Origin of the sequence: Treponema bryantii (genome assembly GCF_900113965.1) — a bacterium.
Classification (GTDB): domain Bacteria; phylum Spirochaetota; class Spirochaetia; order Treponematales; family Treponemataceae; genus Treponema_D; species Treponema_D bryantii_A.
The window spans coordinates 170,339-188,681 of record NZ_FORI01000006.1 but is presented as its reverse complement, the minus strand read 5'-3'; the positions used below and the strand labels follow the sequence as shown (position 1 = coordinate 188,681).

The window sequence follows — 18,343 nt, the reverse complement described above, 5'->3', positions numbered from 1 at the left end:
ACATTATTCTGTAGGAAGCTCTAAGGTTACAATTACTATAGCAGTTTCGGTTCCGTTTCTTGTTGTTACTGGGGTACCACCTGCTACTGGAGTAAACGCAGCTCCTCCTGCACCACCTTCGCCTTCCTGCGCACCTGCTGTTGTTACTGCAGTTGCGATTTCTGTAATAGTAGTCTGAACAGTAGTTACCGGGTTAGAAACCAGACTTGTATCTGAAACTGTAACTGTCTGATTTTCGTTTACAAGAACTACACCATCATCAGAAAGAGACTCATCAGTTTCTTCCTCTGTTTCGTCAGTAGTATCGGTTACTACTTTTTCATCAGACTCTGCCAATTCTGTACCATCTTCAGCAGCTGGATCATAACTTCCAACTGCAACTGTATTTTCTGTTACCTCAACGGTATTTGAATCGTCCAAAATAAAGCCAGTACCACGGCAAGACGCAACGGCTACGGCTGTATGAACCTGATAATTTACACGTTTGTTATCAACATGCTTTACCTGAGAACGGGTCGTTCCAGTTTTCAGATAAACATTTACATTATCTTTCTGTTCTGTAGCAGACAGCTCTTCAAGAGTTACTCTGGTTACAGGACCAAGATACAATACAGATTCCATAAGTTTAATTTTTGCTTCAGACTGGAAGCCTGTACTGATTGTTTCTGATTTAGAAACTGTATCACCTTTCTGAAGTGCAACCCACTGACCGTTACGCTGAACTTCAACCTTTCCACTTACAAAAGTTACTGTAGCATCTGCCGCAAACGCACTTGTTCCAAAAGCTAATAAAACAGCGGTAATCAATAAACTCTTTATCTTTCTCATTTTCTTCCTCCGTATGCTTTAGAATGCCAAAGAAGCTTTTACTGTTGCATAATAATTGCTCTTCTCTTCTACTTCTGTACAGATATATGCACCAATGTCACAACCTATTACAACATCACTGAACAATTTATATGTAACATTTACAGATGTATCAAATCCATCTAAGTTTGCTTCATCAGCTGGCATTGCAATTACAACTCTTTCTGTAAGGCTTGCCAGCAGTTTATTGCTTGCAAATGTAATTCCTGCCTTAGGAATGATGCCGCCGTTATAGAAAGGAGCAGATCCAAAAGAACGTGCAGTAATTGTAACAAAAGGATCGAAAGGTCCCTGATCGCCAGATACATACTCACCGCCAACTGTAGCCATTGCAACTTTACCAATAAAGAAGTTCAGGTCGAGTTTAGCATCAAGCATGAGGTTTTCAAATTTTTCGGTACCGGCTGTTACACGTGCATCATAAAGGCCAACCTTTCCAAGGTAACCATTCAAAATCAAAGTACCATAACCTTTCAAGGTATTATCATCTGTTACTGGAATAAAGCCTGCTGCCTGAAGTCCAATTGTATTTGAACCAAGCAGAGCCTTGTAAGCAAAATCAGCTGTTACAGGAACATATTTAGGACAAAGTGCATAAAAATTTTCATCTTCGTCGTATTCATTTTCAACCATTGAAACATTCAAACGATTCAAAAGTCCTGTATAACCGCCATACAAAGAAGCCTTAATTTTCTGAGTATTATAGTTCAGATACAAACCATCACTTACCTGTGAAAAAACTGCACCAGAAAAATCTGAATACTGGAAACGGCCGGCGCTTAAACCAAGCACTCCATTTCCTACAGAAAATTCTCCTGTAAGCTTAAGAAGGTCGAGATCTACAATATTCTTAAAAGTTGATTCGCCTTCCTTTAAGTCGCAGTCCAGATAATATTTGTATAAACCTTCTGCATTAAATCTAAGAGTTCCGCTTTCATTCAATTTTGATGCAGCAGAAAGATATATTCCATTTGACTGATTAAGACCAAGGGCAGAAAAATCATTATTAGCAGAAAACTTTGTATTATTGTCTATGAGTCCGCTCCATGTGAAAGCTGCTAATGAAGATAAAGCGCATGTTGCGGCTAAGATTGAAACGATTATCTTTTTCATGTTACTCACTCTCCATTGAAACTGATTTAATATCAAAACCGCTGTATTTATTTACACAGGAAGTATAAATACTCAAGGCCTTTGCTCCAGAAATAATATCTGATGGTTCCTGTTTTGAAGACAAAACACCATCTGCCTGGAACTGCTTAAATGCATAACGTGGAGAGCCTTTTGTTATACGGTACATAAGACCTCCATTAATAGGCCAGAGACGGGAATAAATATACACAATGTCGATTAATGGAATTGGAGCTTCCGGATCTTCCAAATCTGGAATCATTCCGTTTTCAAACAAAGCCTGAACTGCTGTTTCGAACGAATCATTTTCGTTGATAAGGTTTTCCTGAACCGCAGCCAGATAACATACCTGACCAAAAGTAGCTTCTTTTGATTCAAGCAAACTTGTGATTACATCTGCAGATTGTGCATAAACAGACACACCAACAAACAAACAAAATAAGACTGATAATATCCTTTTCATAGCCAATATTTTACAGTACATTTTGACAGTTGTCTACTTTTAACGCTATAATAGAAACAAATGGTTACCTTAAAAGAAATAGCTGAAAAATGTTCCGTATCTATCACTACAGTTTCAAATATTCTTAACGGAAAATCAAATGTTTCAGAGCATACAAAAGAACGGGTTTTAAAAGTAATCAAAGAAACAGGATACCGTCCTAATTACATGGCGAGAGGGTTACGCGCCTCAAAAACAAATTCTGTCGGAATTATCATCGACGATCTTACTGAATTCAGTTCAACGGGCATTATAGACGGCATCATGTCTTATTTTGATGAACACAAGTATAAGGCAATACTTGAAAACCTCCGTTTTTACTCAAAATGGGGTACAAAATGGTACCACAACACAGGTTATGAAGAGTCTGTACAGCAGGCAATTGATGAATTTGAGTCAATTAAAGTTGATGGAATCATCTATGTTGCAGGTCATGCAAGATGTATTTCGTGTATTCCAAAAAATCTGAATATACCTCTTGTTATTTCTTATGCTTTTACAGAACAGCCTGGTATTTCCTCTGTAGAATTTGATGATGCGAATGCTGCATGTGATATTACGACACATCTCATTGAAAACGGCCATAAGAAAATAGCCGTTATTGCAGGAACTAAAAACAATATTCATACAGAACGTCGTCTTGAAGGCTTTAAAAGAGCAATGAAGGCTCACAACCTTACCGTAAAAGATTCTGATATCAAAAACGGTAACTGGGACAGTGACAGCGGTTATGAAAACGCAAAGGCTCTTCTTGAAGGTTCAGACTACACCGCAGTCTTCTGTTTTAATGACCTGATGGCTGCCGGAGTTTATGACTATCTTTATGAAAAAAATCTTGTTCCTGGAAAAGATATTTCTGTAGCGGGTTATGACAACCGTACAATTTCAAAGTATCTTAAGCCGGCACTTACAACAGTTGAAATTCCACTCAACGACATTGGAAGAAAATCTGCAGAACTCATTTTAAATCAGATTAATAATCCTGATGATTTTGAACCGCAGCGCAGCTTTGTACAGTGCGGAATTATCGAGAGAGATTCGGTTGGTAAAATTTAAGGAGATTTTTATATGAACGAACAATTAATCGTAGATTACAAAAACTTTTTGAATAATGGAAAAACTGAACGCGAGTGCGTTGAGCAGATTATTAAGATGGCCGAAAAGAAAGGCTACAAGAACATTTCCAAATTCAAGAAGCTCAAGCCAGGAGACAAAGTTTACATCACAAAAATGAATAAGGCAGTTGCCCTTTATGAAATCGGTCTTGAACCAATTGAAAAAGGAATGAACATTCTTTGCGCCCACATTGACTCACCTCGCCTCGACGCAAAGCAGAATCCCTTCTATGAAAAAGACTGCATTACTTACATGAACACTCACTACTACGGCGGAATCAAAAAGTACCAGTGGACTACAATTCCTCTGGCAATTCACGGTGTAGTTGTAAAAAAAGACGGAACTGTTGTAAAAGTTGTGATTGGTGAAAATCAGGATGAACCAGTATTCTGTATTTCTGATATTCTTCCACACCTTGCACAGGAACAGATGAAGGACAAGGCTAGTGATTTTATTAAGGGTGAAGACCTTGATGTAATTATGGGCTCTGTTTCTCCAACTCCAAAAGATGAAAATCTTACAAAAGAAGAAAAGAAAGACCTTAAAGAAAAGAGCAAGAAAACTGTTCTTGCCCTCTTAAAGGAAATGTACAATATCGAAGAAAAAGATTTTGAGTCTGCTGAACTTGAAATTGTACCGGCCGGAAAAGCCCGCGACATGGGTCTTGACCGCTCAATGATTCTTGGCTACGGACAGGACGACCGCTCATGTGCTTACAGCTCTGTTGCCGCTATGCTCGAAATCCATGCCGGAAAGAGAACTACCTGCTGTCTTTGTGTAGACAAAGAAGAGATTGGCAGTGTTGGTGCAACAGGTATGGCTTCTAATCTTTTTGAAAACATGACTGCAGAAATCATTTCACTTACTGACACAAACTACAGTGACCTTACATTGCGCCGCTGTCTTGCAGGAAGCTACATGCTTTCAAGCGACGTAAATGCAGCCTTCGATCCTATGAATGCAAATCTTTATGATAAGGATAATACAAGCATGCTCGGTGGCGGTGTTACTTTCCAGAAATATACAGGAAGCCGCGGTAAGTCTGGAGCAAGCGATGCTAACCCAGAGTTTATTGCAAAGGTTCGCGCTGCTATGTATGACTCAAATGTTACCTATCAGATGGCAGAACTCGGAAAGGTTGATCAGGGTGGCGGCGGAACAATTGCCTACCACGCTGCAAAATATGGAATGGATGTTTTGGACGGCGGTGTTGCTGTTTTGAGCATGCACGCTCCATGGGAAATTACAAGCAAGGAAGACATCAGTCAGATGTTTGAGTGCTGTAAGGCGTTCCTGGGATTGAATTAGAAATGTGATTTCGATACGGCCTTTGGTCTACTCAATCACCGGAGATGATTTGACACGGTGGTTGAGTAGCGAAGCGTATCGAAACCACATCGGCAATTAAAAAATTCGGTGGTTGAGTAGGCACGAAGTGCCGTATCGAAACCACTGCTGATTTACTTATTCTTTTTAAACTCTTTTTTACTCAAGCCTTTTAAAGATTCAAATTTCATGTTTATTAAAGCCTGTCGCTTTTTATGACTCCAGCCTTGAACCTGTTTTTCACGAAGAAATGCATCCTTTATACTTTGACATTCTTCATAATATACAAGTTTGACTGGTAACCGATGCTTTGTATATTTGGCCCCCATTCCTTGTTTATGTTCCTCAATTCTTTTTTGAAGGTTAGTGGTACTGCCAACATAGTAAGAATTGTCCTTACATTGAAGTATGTACATACATGGTTTCATAAAGTCCTCCTGCATATAATATAGACAGGACTTTGTTTTTTTTAGGAAAAGAATTGTAAGAAAAGTATATAATTTAAGGAAAAAGGTGGTTTCGATACGATGCTTCGCATCACTCAACCACCATATATGCCGTGTTACTGGTGGTTTCGATACGATGCTTCGCATCACTCAACCACCGTACATGCCGTGTTACTGGTGGTTTCGATACGGCCTTCGGCCTACTCAACCACCGGAGGAGATTTATTTTTTACTCATCAAGACTTCGTAGATTCTATCGAAGTCTTTTTTATTGTCAAAGCCGATTATGATGGAACCTTTGTTGATGTCGCCCTTGAGGGAAACGTCGCGGGTTCCAAAAATATTTCTGAGTTCCTGTTCAAAGGCAAGAACATCAGGGTCTTTCTTAACAGCTTTTTTGTCGTCTTTTTTGGCTGCAGCGCGGCCGCCGCCATTGTAGGTTTCGGCGAGAGCTTCTGCTTCGCGTACGGAAAGTCCGCTTCCTACAATCTTACCAAACATAACACGCATATCTGCATCATTCTTTACCATGAGCAGGGCACGTGCATGACCAGAAGTAATCTGACCTGTTACAAGTGCATGCTGAATGTCTGAAGGGAGCTTAAGAAGGCGGATAGAGTTTGCAACAGTTGCGCGGGCCTTACCCACTCTCTTTGCAACTTCTTCCTGATTAAGGTCTCCCATCTGAATAAGATTATAATATGCTGTAGCTTCTTCTATTGGATTGAGGTCGGCACGCTGAATATTTTCAATAAGTGCCATTTCGAGTTTCTGCTGCTCATCAAACTTGCGGAGCTGAACAGGAACCTTTGTAAGCCCTGCCATTCTTGCGGCACGGGTACGACGTTCACCGGCGATAATATAAAACTGTCCATCGCCGGCATCTTCAATAATGATTGGCTGAAGAATTCCGTTTGATTTGATTGATTCACAAAGTTCATCAAGCTGTTTCTGATTGAACTCAATACGAGGCTGCTTTGGATTCGGCTTAAGAAGAGCCGGATCAATCCACATACTGCCGTCTTCTTCCATTGTGATTGCAGAAGGCAGCTTTGTTCTTTTTAGGGATGTATTGTGAAGTCCACCGCTAGGGGCAGCAGTACCTGTTGAAACAGCTACTTCTTCCTGTGCTGCAGGATTTTCACCCAGCAGAGCACCAAGTCCTTTTCCTAATGCATTTTTAGCCACGACGAATCACCTCTTCTGCAAGTTTTGCATAACTGCGTGCACCTACACACTCAGGATCATATTTGCAGATTGGAAGTCCGTGTGATGGAGCTTCTGAAAGACGTACGTTACGAGGAATAATTGTGTTGAAAACAACATCCTTAAAATATGACTTAACCTGCATTACAACGTCCTGAGCAAGACGTGTGCGTGAATCATACATTGTAAAGAAAATACCACCAATTTTAAGGTCTGGATTAATTCCTTTCTGAACCTTCTGAACTGTCTGAAGAAGAAGTGTGATTCCTTCAAGAGCGAAATATTCACACTGCATTGGAACGAGTACTGAATCTGCGGCTGCAAGGCCGTTAAGAGTAAGGATTCCGAGGGAAGGTGGACAGTCAATCAAAATATAATCATAAACAGCCTTAAGTGGCTCAAGTGCATTTTTGAGATAGAATTCGCGGTCTTCCTGGTCTGCAAGCTCAATTGCAACACCCGAAAGGTCAATAGAAGCGCTGATTGCGTCAAGATTTTCTACAGGAGTCTTTTTAACAGCTTTTTCGCCGTCTATCTGGCCTGCAAGAAGTTCGTAAACGGTTGGCTTATCTTTTGAAACACCTACACCGCTGGACATGTTGCCCTGAGAGTCAAAATCTACAAGCAGAACCTTTTTACCTGCAAGAGCTATGTATGCACCGATATTGATTGCAGAGGTGGTTTTTCCTACACCTCCCTTCTGATTAACAAAAACTATACACTTTCCCATATAACACAATGTATCATTTTTTGAATAATTAGTATACTGTTTAATTATTTGTGAACTTGAAAAATAGTGGCTTCCGTTGCATCACAGCAGAAATACAGATTCGCATTTTTATGAAGAAAGAATGCTTTTTCTTTGAAAAATCATTCTTTCTTTATGCAAGTCTGCAAAGATGCTCATAATGTATTTCTACTGTGATTCCACTCGCGCCCCTATTTTTCAGACCCCATAGTTCTTAAATATTATTCGAGGAAAAAATGATACTTAGTGTTACATTGTCAAAACCTGGCGCAAATATTGCGGAAAAACTTGGACGGGAATATCAGAAAATTAAGATTAAGCTTGTGAACACAGCAGATGGGGCTTCTTATCAGGCTGAAATGTTTACTAAGACGCAGGTTTTTCATCAGAAATTTTCGGAAAGCCAGCTGGAAGATTTTTTGAAAGAGAACTCCGGCATTACTTTTAAGAATGTTGTTACACGAACTGACACTGAAGAAATAACTCTGCTTACAAATAAAAAGGGAAAGACTACTGAGCTTAGAAAAAAGATCTCGTTAAAGGGCGGTAGTTTCGAGAGCCTCAACCACCGCCAATCCGCAGATTCTCTTAAAATCCTTCCTGCAGGTGGTTTCGACAAGCTCAACCACCGGAAAAATTATCTTTTACCAGAAGGTAAACCTGTGCCGTTCCTTGTTCTGCTTGGAATTATGAATGATGAAGGAAAGGTGATTTCTTCACGCTATGACAAGTTCCGCCAGATAAACCGCTTTCTGGAATTCATTGATGATATTCTTTCTGAGTTTGAAGATAAAACAAAAGCAGGTGAGCCAATCCGCATTGCAGACTTTGGCTGCGGAAAATCTTACCTTACTTTTGCTGTACATTATTTTCTTACACAAGTCCGCCATATCACCTGTGAGATTGAAGGACTGGACCTCAAAGAAGAAGTAATCAAATATTGTAATGATATGGCTCAAAAGCTTAATCTAAAAGGGCTTATTTTCCACACTGGAAACATTGCAGATTATTCAGGCGCACACAGTCCGGACATTGTGATTACCCTTCACGCCTGCGACACTGCTACAGACTACGCTTTGCAATATGCCGTTGAACGGGGCGCACGTGCAATCTTGAGTGTACCGTGCTGCCAGCATCAGATAAACACTCAGCTGCAGACACGCGGAAAAGCTGGCGGTGCTACAGGAGAAGTTCCTGCAGAGTTTGAACCACTTCTAAAATGGGGAATCATCAGAGAAAAATTCAGCTCCCTTGTTACAGATGCACTCCGCGGCGAATGGCTCGAGCAGCAGGGCTATAAAGTTCAGATGCTTGAGTTTATTGATATGGAGCATACTCCGAAGAATATTTTGATAAGGGCCATCAAAAAAAATAAAACCGGTGGTTTCGATACGGCTTCTTCGAAGCCTACTCAACCACCGGCGCTTATGACTTCTCTAGGAATTATCCCGGAGATTTTTACAACACGTATTTTTTGATAAAGTCGCCGACTCCGTCATGATTGTTGTCTAAGTCTGTGACAAAGCGGGCGGCTTTTTTCATTTCTTCCAGACCATTGCACATGGCAACACCGTAGCCTGCCATGCGGATAAGGCTTTCGTCATTCATACTGTCGCCAAAGCCCATTACTTTTTCCATGCCAAAGCCAAGCTCATTTGCAAGCCAGCTAACAGCTTCGCCCTTTCCACAGTTTGGAGGGAGGATTTCAAGGAAGTACGGCTTACTTGTGAAGATTACGGCACGATCGCCAAACTCAGCACGAAGTTCCTTCTGTAATTCAAGAAGTTCTGCAGGCTCTCCAGGTACGAGCATTTTTGTAAAACCGGTTTTCAAAAACTCATCATAATCTTCTACTGCAGCACCTTTAAGACCGCACAAGTCTACATCGAGTTTTGTCCACTTTGTTTCTTCACGGTAATAAATTGTATCTGGAGTATAAACTTCACTGCGAAGGCCACGAGCTTCTGCAACTTCATTTGTGCGGATCAAAATATCAGCTTCAACCTTGCGGCAGAAAATCTGCTGGCGTTTATGTAAATCAAAAATTGAACAGCCGTTTATAGCAATCAAAAAGCGGCCGGCTTCTTTTCCGGCAATTTCCAGACGGCGCACAAAAGGAAGAATTGCATCTTCAGCACGACCAGAACAGAGTACAATATAAATACCGCGTTCTGCACATTCACGAAGGGCTTGTACAGTAGCCTCTGTAATTTCTCTGTTATCATTTAAAAGAGTGTCATCAAGATCCAGCGCAATAAGGCGCACATCTAATTTTTCACAAGAATTCATAGAACGGAGTATATCAGAAAAAAGACGGCTTTAACAAGTTTTTGTTGGTCAAATAAGAATTTGTATGTTAAAATTATATACTTAGAACTAAGTGAGGGGAAGGAGAGTTTTTTTTATATATGGAAGCCATGAATGTTGATGGACTTCATTTGAGCCCAGTAATTAACGTTGATAGCGAAAAGTGCTGTAACTGCCATAGATGCATTTCAGTATGTCCTGTAAAACTTTGTAATGATGGTTCGGGAGACTTTGTAACTCTGAACCATGATTTGTGTATTGGCTGTGGTGCCTGTATTGAAGCCTGTACACACGGTGCAAGAACAGGAATTGATGACGCACCTGCATTCTTTGAAGAGCTTGAAAAAGGAACTCCTTTTGTTGCAATTGTTGCTCCTGCTGTAGCAGTAAACTTTAAGGGGCATGATCTTGAATTAAACGGTTGGCTTAAATCAATTGGTGTAAAAGCTGTTTTTGATGTTTCCTTTGGAGCAGAGCTTACAACTAAAACTTATGTTGAGCAGATGAAAAAGGAAAACCCTCCACTCATGATTGCTCAGCCTTGCCCTGCCCTTGTTGCCTTCATTGAAACCTATAGACCAAATCTTATTCAATATCTTGCCAAGGGCGACAGTCCAATGGCTCACACTGTTGAGTTTATCCGCCATTTCCATCCGGAATATAAAAATCATAAGATTGCAGTAATTTCACCTTGTTATGCAAAACGCCGTGAATTTGATGAAAACGGACGCGGCGATTATAACGTAACAATGAAATCTCTTTCAGCTTACTTTGAATATAACAAAATTGACCTGGAGAAGTTCCCTAAGGTTGATTATGATAACCCGCTTGCAGAACGTGGTACCCGCTACTCTACTCCAGGTGGACTCATGCTCACTGCAGAACGTCTTGTTCCTGGAATTGCGCGACAGACCCGTAAGATTGAAGGACACCCTGCTGTTATTGAATATCTTGAACATCTTGATGAATGCATGGGTAACGGTTCAAAACCATTTTTCAAGCTTGTTGACTGCTTGAACTGCGACAAAGGTTGTAACCGTGGTGCCGGTACAGTAAATCATAATATGTCCCTTGATGAAATTGAAGCCTTTGTTGAAAAACGCTGTATCGACCGCCGCCAGAAATTACATACTTTAAGTGGCCGCCAGAAAGAGAAGGCAATTAAATCTCTTCAGAAAAAACTCGACGAATACTGGAAGCCTGGTATTTATGAGCGTGCCTATACAGACCGCAGTTCTGTTTTCCACTCTCTGCTAAAGCTTCCAACACGCGAAGAGGTTCGAAGAATTCTTATTCAGATGGGTAAGAAATCTCAGGATGATATTTATAACTGCGGTGCCTGTGGTTACAATTCCTGCGAACAAATGGCTCTGGCAATTTTCAATGGAAAGAATAAACCACAGAACTGTCACCACTACGTTCTTAAGAAAGCAAATGAAGACCATACACTCGAGTTGAATGCAGCAATCAGAAAGGTTACTAGTGAAAGTATTTCTATGCTTGAAGTTGCAAAGAACAACATCATTTCTCTTTCTGATGTAACAGAAAACATGAGTTCTACAGTTTCTGATTCTTCTTCTGCTGTAGAACAAATGATTAAGGCAATTCAGTCAATTTACACCATCATTGATAAAAACTTTGTAATTGTAAATGATCTTGAAAACGCAACTGGAATTGGACGTACTAACCTTCAGGAAGTAACAAACCTTGTCGGTGAAATCGAAAAGGAATCTAAACAGCTGGTTGAAATGAGTAAGGTTATTGGTCAGATTTCGAGTCAGACAAACCTTCTTGCTATGAACGCCGCAATTGAGGCTGCCCATGCCGGAGAGTTCGGTGCCGGTTTCAGTGTCGTTGCCGATGAAATCCGAAAGCTTGCCGAAGACTCTGGTCGCCAGGCTAAGCAGATTGGTGAAGTTCTTAAATCTATAAAACAGATGGTTGATAATGCTTACGCTAAGGCCGGAACAGTTCAACAGGAATTTGATTCGGTTGTAAGTCTTGCCGGTGAGGTAAAAGACCAGCAGCTTGAAGTTAAGAATTCTATGGACGAACAGAATGCAGGTAATGAACTGCTCTTGAAGAGTATTGCCGAAATGAAGGATGGTACACATTCGGTTCAGGATGCCGCAAAGCACCTGAAAGACGATGCAACCTTCATCATGGAACGCATTATCCACATTCACGTTTAGGATGACTGCCAGGCGTTCAGGAATTCAATCATGAATTGCTGAACGTCACCAAACCATTTTTTCTGAAACTGGCACGCCGTTACTCCAATGTAGCGGAAGTGCCAGCACTCCCAGCGATAACCCGTTACATCTTCATAGCCCTGTGGAAAACTCAAAGACCAGCCATAGTCTGCGGCATGCTGATAAACCCATTTTCCACCCGGTGTCTGATCAAAAGCGTCATCTACAGGAGCAAAGTCCAGAGCAAGACCAAGCTGATGCTGGCTTGTTCCAGGTCTTGCACTTTCCCGTTCTGCTTCTTCAAGGCCGTCTACACTAACCCAGTAATCAAAAAGATTTTTCTGATACTCATAAGAGCGGTAAGTTGAACTGATTGTAAGAGTTACTCCATCTGCCTTTGCAGCGGTTCCGAGTTCTGCAAGTGCCCTGTACGCTTCCGGACGAAGGCTTAGATTATTTTTATTTACCTTGTAAGCAGAATTATTTTCAAGATGAATTAAACCTTTTGGTTCATAAGTACTGCTTACAGTATGAGTTTTGTTTATAAGATAAAATGGACTTAAGTCATCTGCGCTGAACTCAGAAGCTGAATCTAAAACCTTGTGAAGGTCTGAAAGAAACTCTTCCGGGTCGCCGTTCGGAATTACTGCCTTACAGCGGTCGCTCATTGAAAAGAGGACACGGTTGAGTTTTTCGATTTCGGGATTTACCTTGGGCTGTGCGGCTGCAGCTGTAGTTGAGACAGCTGAGGTCTCTTTATTTGCCGGGGCTGCCGCCTTTGATTTTGCGCAGGCGGTAAAAGTCAAAATTAATAAAGATGTGGTTATAATTAATGTTTTTTTTATCATATAAAATTCCTTTTTTATTTTTCTTTAGGGTAAGCTCGTTCTTCGAACTCGGTTACAGGCAGAGGCTTTGAAAAGTAGAAGCCCTGAATTAGGTCACAATCCTGCTTGGCAAGAAAATCAACCTGATCTCTGGTTTCAATTCCTTCTGCAACAATCTCCATGCCAAGTTTTTTAGCAAGAGAAATTGTCTGCCCTACTATAAGATTTGAACGCTCAATATCATCAACACTGCGGAAGAATTCTGCATCTAGTTTAATAATATCCAGCGGAAGTTCCTTAAGAGAATTCAGCGAAGAATAACCTGCACCAAAGTCGTCCATTGAAACTTTAAATCCAAATTCCTTTAACTTACGAACGGTAGTTAGTAACACTGCCTTGTCATCAAAGAAGGCACTTTCTGTAAGTTCAAGCTCTATGTATTCATGCGGAACTTTAAACTTATCCACGATAGAACAGATATGTTCTGCAAGATTTTCTTCTGCAAAATGTGCGCGGGAAACGTTTACAGAAATCGGAACCAGCTGCTTTCCCTGTTCAAGCCATGCCGCCTGAAGTTTTGCGACTTCGGTGAGCATGTAATCATCAAGATGAAGAATAAATCCGTTTCTTTCAAAAATCGGAATAAACTTTCCAGGAGAAATAAAACCAAGCACCGGATGTGTCCAGCGAACAAGAGCCTCTGCTGCAGAAAGCACTTCTGCTTTTGTTGAATACTTTGGCTGAAGGTAAACCTGGAACTCATGATTCTCCAAAGCTTTTTCCATATCATCTTCTATACGACGTTCCCACACCTGCTCTTCTTTCATTGAATCATTGAACCAGACAATTTCATCCTGAATCTTTACCGACTTAGGAACAGCAAGACCTGCGCAGGAAATGATTAAAGAAACATCAGCATTTTTAGAGGTCACAGGGCAAACACCTGCCGCAAAAGTAAGATGCTGTCCAGCACGACGCTCACGAAGAATATTCATCATATTGCGGATTCTGATTTCGAGAGTTTCGTTATTCTGATAATTCAGCAAAAGAAGAAAATCAGATTTTTCAACATGAGCGACATACTCTTTTTTAACAAGCATTTCTGTAAGAGAAGTATTAATTTCTTCCAGGAGATTTTCGCCCTGCTTAACTCCATAGGCTGTACAGTAATTGCGGTATTTTTCAAGACGCAGCTGAACTATTGCATAATTTTTTTTACCGCGTTTAATTTCTTTTTCTGCCTTCTGTAGAAAATAATCTTTGTTATATCCGCCGGTAACTGTATCTGTTGTAACAAGAATATTAATTCGTTTTCTTTCCCCAGCTAAAGCAACCAGTTTTGTTACTTCATAAATCGTAACAAGAATCAAGATTAATGTGAGAACAACAACAAGCATTGCAACAAGGCTCAGCTGGAAAGATGTAAATGAATATATATGTTTAATGCAAATATTCAGATTCGGGATATCAGTTTTATAAAATGTAATTACGTTTACACCAAGCAGGACTACTCCAGCCCAGGTTGCAAGATCATAATTATTAATTGAATCAAATTTTAAAGAACGGAAAATATTTCTGAAATCGACAATATATGGCTGAGTTTCACCATCTTCATCGGTGATGCCAAAAGTGTATACCATACTATCAGAAGTATTTTTTCTCTCTGGTCTTCTTATTCCAAAATAAAGATGTTGTTCCATTTCAGGATCAACAAAACGAGCCACACCGTTTTTCTCAAACAGCTCATCAGTGTTGGCTTTATACTGATCTTCAAGATCTGGGAAAAGACCGAGGATTCCCTGTCCGTTATCAAAAATAACTTCATCAAGAGTACTGCTGGTTTCGAGTAAAGAATTGATTTTTGTCTGTAATTGTTCTGGAGTATCTGTCCCGTAATTTTCGTTTACAACTTTTAAAACAGAACGGCATTCCTGCTCAGACTGTGTCATAACGGTAACTGCAATGCCGGAAATTGTACACCAGCACAAAAATCCGGCAAGAGCAAAAACAATAGTTTCAACAATTATCAGCGAAAGCACAGACGGCCATATTGGCAGACTGCGCAGTCTTTTAATCTTTTTATCCTTCTTCTTACTCATAAGCAGCTGTTAGTCTATCTGGAGGCCTCCGTCCTGAAGAATTGTACGTGAAGTTCCATCAGCATAAGTAAGTGTGATTGTAGGTTCACGTACAACACCATCAAGGTGAATTAAACTTGGAGCATCATTGTCATAATTTTCACCGATTGCAAAATGACAGGTATGGAAAGCTTTTTCATCTTCAAGCATATTTCCTGTAATTGTTGCAGCAGGGTTCAAACCAATTCCAAGCTCACCGATATTACGGGCATTCTTTTTATAAATTACAGCCTGACCTTGTGGAAGTTTTTCTTCTTTTTCAAGAACGAACGGACGAAGTTCTGCTTCAAGAATTGTTTTGAGAAGACGACGTGCTTCGGCACCGCCTGTAATATCAGTTACATAACCTTTTTCAACCTTGCAGGTAATTGGAGTTTCAATGATTGAATCTCCATCACTGAAGGTCATTGAACCGTCATAAACGATTGTACCTTCACAACCATCACTCTGCTGTTCCAGTACAGTGCCGTCTGCAGCCTTGAGCTGACTTCCACCAACAACCGGGCTGATAAATACTTCGCCGGCAGGAATGTTTCCGCCAGTTCCCGGCTTTGAAAAATCACCATCATCAAACATGAGGCCACGACCATTAATTGGAATAATGAGGTCTGTACCAGCCGGTGCTGTTACATGAACACTTACGGCATTCTTAAAAAGTTCTGCAAGGCGGGAACAGCGGCTCTGAAGTTCCTTGTAGTCAATTGCGGCTGTGCGGTTCATCATATCTACGGTAATGCCTGGAGTCCATGCACCGCGCATTACTTTTAATCCGTCCATCAGATAATCAGCAATATGTGTAAACTCCTGACCATCTTCTGTTTTATAAGGATTTGCAGTTGCTTCCGGGTCTTTACCAAGTTTGATATTTGAGATTGAAAAATATACATCTGGTCTTGTTTTGAAAGCTGCAATTACTTCCGGGTTCGCATTGTCAAAACTTGTTTTATCCGGCTGGAACATAAGAGTTGTCTGAGCACCGGTATCACAGCTGGCAGAATAAAGATCCTGGGCAATCTGAGCAGTTGCGGGGTTTGCAACAATCAGAACACGCTCGCCTTTTTTGATTTTTACTACATCCTGCACAACAACTTCAGCAGGTGTACGGTTTTTATCTTTTTTCATGAAATTCACGATTAACTCCTTATTTCTTAATTATAACAAGATTTCTTTCTGAATCTTCAAGGCCTGGAACAGCAAGCGGAACAACTTCGTATTCCGGAACGAGTGCTGTAATTCCATCCATTTCTTCTTTAATACTTGCGGCCTTTGCTTTGTAGGCACAAAGGTACCCATTATCTTTAACAATTCTGAGCAGAGTTTTTGTCATCTTTTTATCGAGAGGACGGAAAGCGCGGAAGGTTATGAGGTCATAAGCACCTTCGTCTACGCGTTCTGCTTCGCTGTTTACAACTGTAACATTTTTTAAGCCAAGAATTGCGGCGCAGTTTTCAAGAAAGGCACAGCGCTTTTCCATGCGCTCTACAAGTTCAAAGCGAACATCTGTAATTCCGGTAGTTGCAAAGGCAGCTGCAAGAGGAATACCAGGGAGGCCGCCGCCGCTTCCGATGTCGGCAATGGTAATGCCGGTGGTTGAACCCGCCATCTCCGAAATCTTCTTCCACGCCGCGAGCGAGTCAAAAATATGACGCACTACCAGCTCGTCTCTGTCACTTGTATTTGTAAGATTATATGCAGAATTAAAAAGCACTATCTCTTTGATATATGCTTCCATTTTCTGAGCAAGAGGTTCAGCGGCGTTCTCGGGAATGCCGCATTTTTTTAAGCCGTCTACTAAATCTACCATAGCACTGCCTGTGTATTATTTACTGTCGATGTCGAGGAGAAGGTCTGCAGAAACCTGGTCTCCCGAAAGATGCATTACAACAAGATTTCCAGTTTTTTCTGCTGTAAGATTTTTAACATTTGCAAGTCTGTAGATATAAGAATTTTCATTCTTAAAATCCTGAACAATACTTGGCTGCACTTTATAAGTGAGTGAAGAACCGTTTGAGCTCACTGTCTTAAAAAGCATATAGAAGGTTTCTGTTCTTGCCTGCTGATTTACAAAGTAGCGTCGGTCGGCTGTGAGAAGAAAACTTCCGTCTGCTTCTGTATCGCTGAAGAAAACTTTTGTAAGTGAGTCTGCAATATTGTAGCCGTTGATTTTGAATCTGAGGATTGAAGGCTCGCGCTTTTTAAAATTTTCCGAGTCTGTTTTTACTGCATCAAGTTCGTTCTTCTCTTTTGCGCTTGCACCCTGCTGCTGCTTTTTCAACTCATTAAGGCTGTTCAAAACCTGCTGTAGCAAAACATTTGTAGAAGTTGAAGTTGCATAATTTGTGAGGCTGCCGCTTGAGTCCAGTGAAGATATATTGCTGAAAAGGCCGGAATCGTAGAGAGCAGAAATGTCATAAGCGGTAAGAGTATTACCCTTGGTCAGAGCGGCGCTCAGCGCTGTTTCTGGTGTGAGCGCTTCTGTGAGAACTGCTTCCGGTTTTTCTTTTGCGGTGTCGTCGGTGCTTGTTGATTTCGTGCTGCTCGGGCGGGCTGGAAAGCTTGGTGTATAGAAGCCGCCCCCCACGGTTGGCATTGAAGGCATCTCGGGCATTTCGGGGAAGTCGATTCCCGATACCGTATTCTGTGCAAATGCTGCACCGCTCAGCCACAAGCCCATCAGACAAATTGAGAAAACTGATATTGCCTTTTTAGATTTACATACTCGCAAGGCTTTCCTCCACATATTCAAGACGCTGTGTAAGCTGAGCAATTGTTTTTTCAAGACGTGATTTTTCGCGTTCAAGTTTAGTTTTAGGATCTGTTCCACTAGCCTGAGCAGATTTCTGCTTCATCATTTCGCGGACAGTCGAAGGACTCTTTCCTCCGGAAAGGAATTCCTGTTCAACTTCTGCACGGGCATCCTTTTTACGTACGCTTGCAACCACCTTCATATTTTCAAAACCGATTGCAGGGTTCACCTCTACCGCACCTACCTTACGGATATCTTTTGCGGCGTTACGTGGCAGGCAAAGAACGCGGTCAATATAATCTTCATAGCGGATATCAGCTTCCTGACAAAGATCAAAAGCACGTGCGAGTTTTTTACCAAACTCCTGCATGAGCTGTCCGTTCTTTGCAAGATAGTTTTCCTTAATATCCTGAGTAAGAGTTTTAAGTTCTTCGTTGTTTTCCCAGCCAATTGAGTAGTAGCCTTTCTGCTCAGCAATTGCAATGAGCTCGCCGAACTTTGCCCAGAATTCACCTGTGTGAACCTTGCAGGCCTTTCCGTAACTCGGATCATTTTCCTGCTTTTCAATTGTACACAGATGATGTGTATATTCATGAACTGCTGTATAAATCAGCATGTTATCAGATTTAAAATTCAGATTATGAAGGAAAATTTCATGTGTATCTGGTTTGTAAAAGCCGTTAACTCTCTTGCTTTCTTTACCTGTCTGGGTAACTGTAAAATCAATCTCACAAGGAGCGATATCCAGCAGGATTTCTTTAATTCTTTCGTTATTCAATTCAAAAACCTCT

At 41.0% G+C, this 18,343-nt stretch carries 17 protein-coding genes; 4 read left to right on the top strand and 13 right to left on the bottom strand.

Translation table 11 applies throughout. The features are described 5' to 3' along the window. Positions 1-3 precede the first annotated feature (3 nt). The 3 genes from BM161_RS09140 to BM161_RS09130 are packed head-to-tail and all read right to left on the bottom strand — an operon-like array spanning position 4 to position 2,461. Entirely contained in the window at positions 4-828 is an 825-nt protein-coding gene (locus BM161_RS09140) for a FecR family protein (protein ID WP_074931991.1), read from the bottom strand. A gap of 18 nt (positions 829-846) precedes the next feature. Continuing rightward, positions 847-1,980, bottom strand: coding sequence for a hypothetical protein (locus tag BM161_RS09135; protein WP_074931989.1), 1,134 nt, complete (start codon positions 1,978-1,980; stop codon positions 847-849). A gap of 1 nt (position 1,981) precedes the next feature. Further along, positions 1,982-2,461, bottom strand: a complete 480-nt coding sequence (locus tag BM161_RS09130; RefSeq protein WP_143090529.1) for a hypothetical protein — start codon at positions 2,459-2,461, stop codon at positions 1,982-1,984. A 60-nt stretch (positions 2,462-2,521) separates the two neighbouring features. Between BM161_RS09130 and BM161_RS14265 the strand changes: the two genes are divergently transcribed. Together BM161_RS14265 and BM161_RS14260 are read left to right on the top strand one after the other, a co-directional pair. Then, positions 2,522-3,556, top strand: coding sequence for a LacI family DNA-binding transcriptional regulator (locus BM161_RS14265; protein WP_074931985.1), 1,035 nt, complete (start codon positions 2,522-2,524; stop codon positions 3,554-3,556). A gap of 12 nt (positions 3,557-3,568) precedes the next feature. Next, positions 3,569-4,924 carry an aminopeptidase gene (locus BM161_RS14260; RefSeq protein ID WP_074931983.1) on the top strand — a complete coding sequence of 452 codons (1,356 nt, stop codon included), beginning with the start codon at positions 3,569-3,571 and terminating at the stop codon, positions 4,922-4,924. A 152-nt stretch (positions 4,925-5,076) separates the two neighbouring features. Here the strand turns inward: BM161_RS14260 and BM161_RS09115 are convergent, their stop codons facing one another. The 3 genes from BM161_RS09115 to BM161_RS09105 form a co-directional block, all read right to left on the bottom strand. Next, on the bottom strand, positions 5,077-5,370 hold the full coding sequence (locus tag BM161_RS09115; RefSeq protein ID WP_143090528.1) for a GIY-YIG nuclease family protein: 294 nt from the start codon (positions 5,368-5,370) through the stop codon (positions 5,077-5,079). Between the two features lie 240 nt (positions 5,371-5,610). Beyond that, on the bottom strand, positions 5,611-6,576 hold the full coding sequence (locus tag BM161_RS09110; RefSeq protein ID WP_074931981.1) for a ParB/RepB/Spo0J family partition protein: 966 nt from the start codon (positions 6,574-6,576) through the stop codon (positions 5,611-5,613). After that, on the bottom strand, positions 6,569-7,324 hold the full coding sequence (locus BM161_RS09105; protein ID WP_074931976.1) for a ParA family protein: 756 nt from the start codon (positions 7,322-7,324) through the stop codon (positions 6,569-6,571). Before BM161_RS09105 ends, BM161_RS09110 begins: the two co-directional genes overlap by 8 nt. Before the next feature lie 254 nt (positions 7,325-7,578). Between BM161_RS09105 and BM161_RS09100 the strand changes: the two genes are divergently transcribed. Then, positions 7,579-8,820: a class I SAM-dependent methyltransferase gene (locus tag BM161_RS09100; protein WP_074931973.1), complete on the top strand. Its 1,242-nt coding sequence runs from the start codon at positions 7,579-7,581 to the stop codon at positions 8,818-8,820. Here the strand turns inward: BM161_RS09100 and BM161_RS09095 are convergent. Further along, positions 8,801-9,631, bottom strand: a complete 831-nt coding sequence (locus BM161_RS09095; protein WP_074931970.1) for a Cof-type HAD-IIB family hydrolase — start codon at positions 9,629-9,631, stop codon at positions 8,801-8,803. The two genes, BM161_RS09100 and BM161_RS09095, sit on opposite strands and share 20 nt — an antisense overlap. 119 nt (positions 9,632-9,750) lie before the next feature. On the opposite strand from BM161_RS09095, the gene BM161_RS09090 reads away from it, so the two are divergent. Next, entirely contained in the window at positions 9,751-11,841 is a 2,091-nt protein-coding gene (locus tag BM161_RS09090; RefSeq protein ID WP_083425746.1) for a [Fe-Fe] hydrogenase large subunit C-terminal domain-containing protein, read from the top strand. Here BM161_RS09090 and BM161_RS09085 read toward each other — a convergent pair. Genes BM161_RS09085 through BM161_RS09060 form a run of 6 tightly spaced genes read right to left on the bottom strand, consistent with a single transcriptional unit; the run spans position 11,838 to position 18,330 of the window. Continuing rightward, on the bottom strand, positions 11,838-12,689 hold the full coding sequence (locus tag BM161_RS09085) for a M15 family metallopeptidase (RefSeq protein WP_074931968.1): 852 nt from the start codon (positions 12,687-12,689) through the stop codon (positions 11,838-11,840). The genes BM161_RS09090 and BM161_RS09085 overlap by 4 nt on opposite strands. A gap of 14 nt (positions 12,690-12,703) precedes the next feature. Continuing rightward, positions 12,704-14,767 carry a bifunctional diguanylate cyclase/phosphodiesterase gene (locus BM161_RS09080; protein ID WP_074931965.1) on the bottom strand — a complete coding sequence of 688 codons (2,064 nt, stop codon included), beginning with the start codon at positions 14,765-14,767 and terminating at the stop codon, positions 12,704-12,706. Positions 14,768-14,776: 9 nt separating this feature from the next. After that, a complete protein-coding gene (locus BM161_RS09075) occupies positions 14,777-15,928 on the bottom strand; it encodes an aminopeptidase (RefSeq protein ID WP_074931963.1) in 1,152 nt (383 codons plus the stop codon). Between the two features lie 19 nt (positions 15,929-15,947). Next, positions 15,948-16,610 (bottom strand): 16S rRNA (guanine(527)-N(7))-methyltransferase RsmG, encoded by a 663-nt coding sequence (gene rsmG / locus BM161_RS09070; protein WP_074931961.1) that lies wholly within the window; start codon positions 16,608-16,610, stop codon positions 15,948-15,950. Positions 16,611-16,625: 15 nt separating this feature from the next. Beyond that, positions 16,626-17,531: a hypothetical protein gene (locus BM161_RS09065; protein ID WP_074931959.1), complete on the bottom strand. Its 906-nt coding sequence runs from the start codon at positions 17,529-17,531 to the stop codon at positions 16,626-16,628. After that, positions 17,518-18,330 carry a hypothetical protein gene (locus BM161_RS09060; protein WP_074931956.1) on the bottom strand — a complete coding sequence of 271 codons (813 nt, stop codon included), beginning with the start codon at positions 18,328-18,330 and terminating at the stop codon, positions 17,518-17,520. Before BM161_RS09060 ends, BM161_RS09065 begins: the two co-directional genes overlap by 14 nt. Between the last annotated feature and the right edge of the window lie 13 nt (positions 18,331-18,343).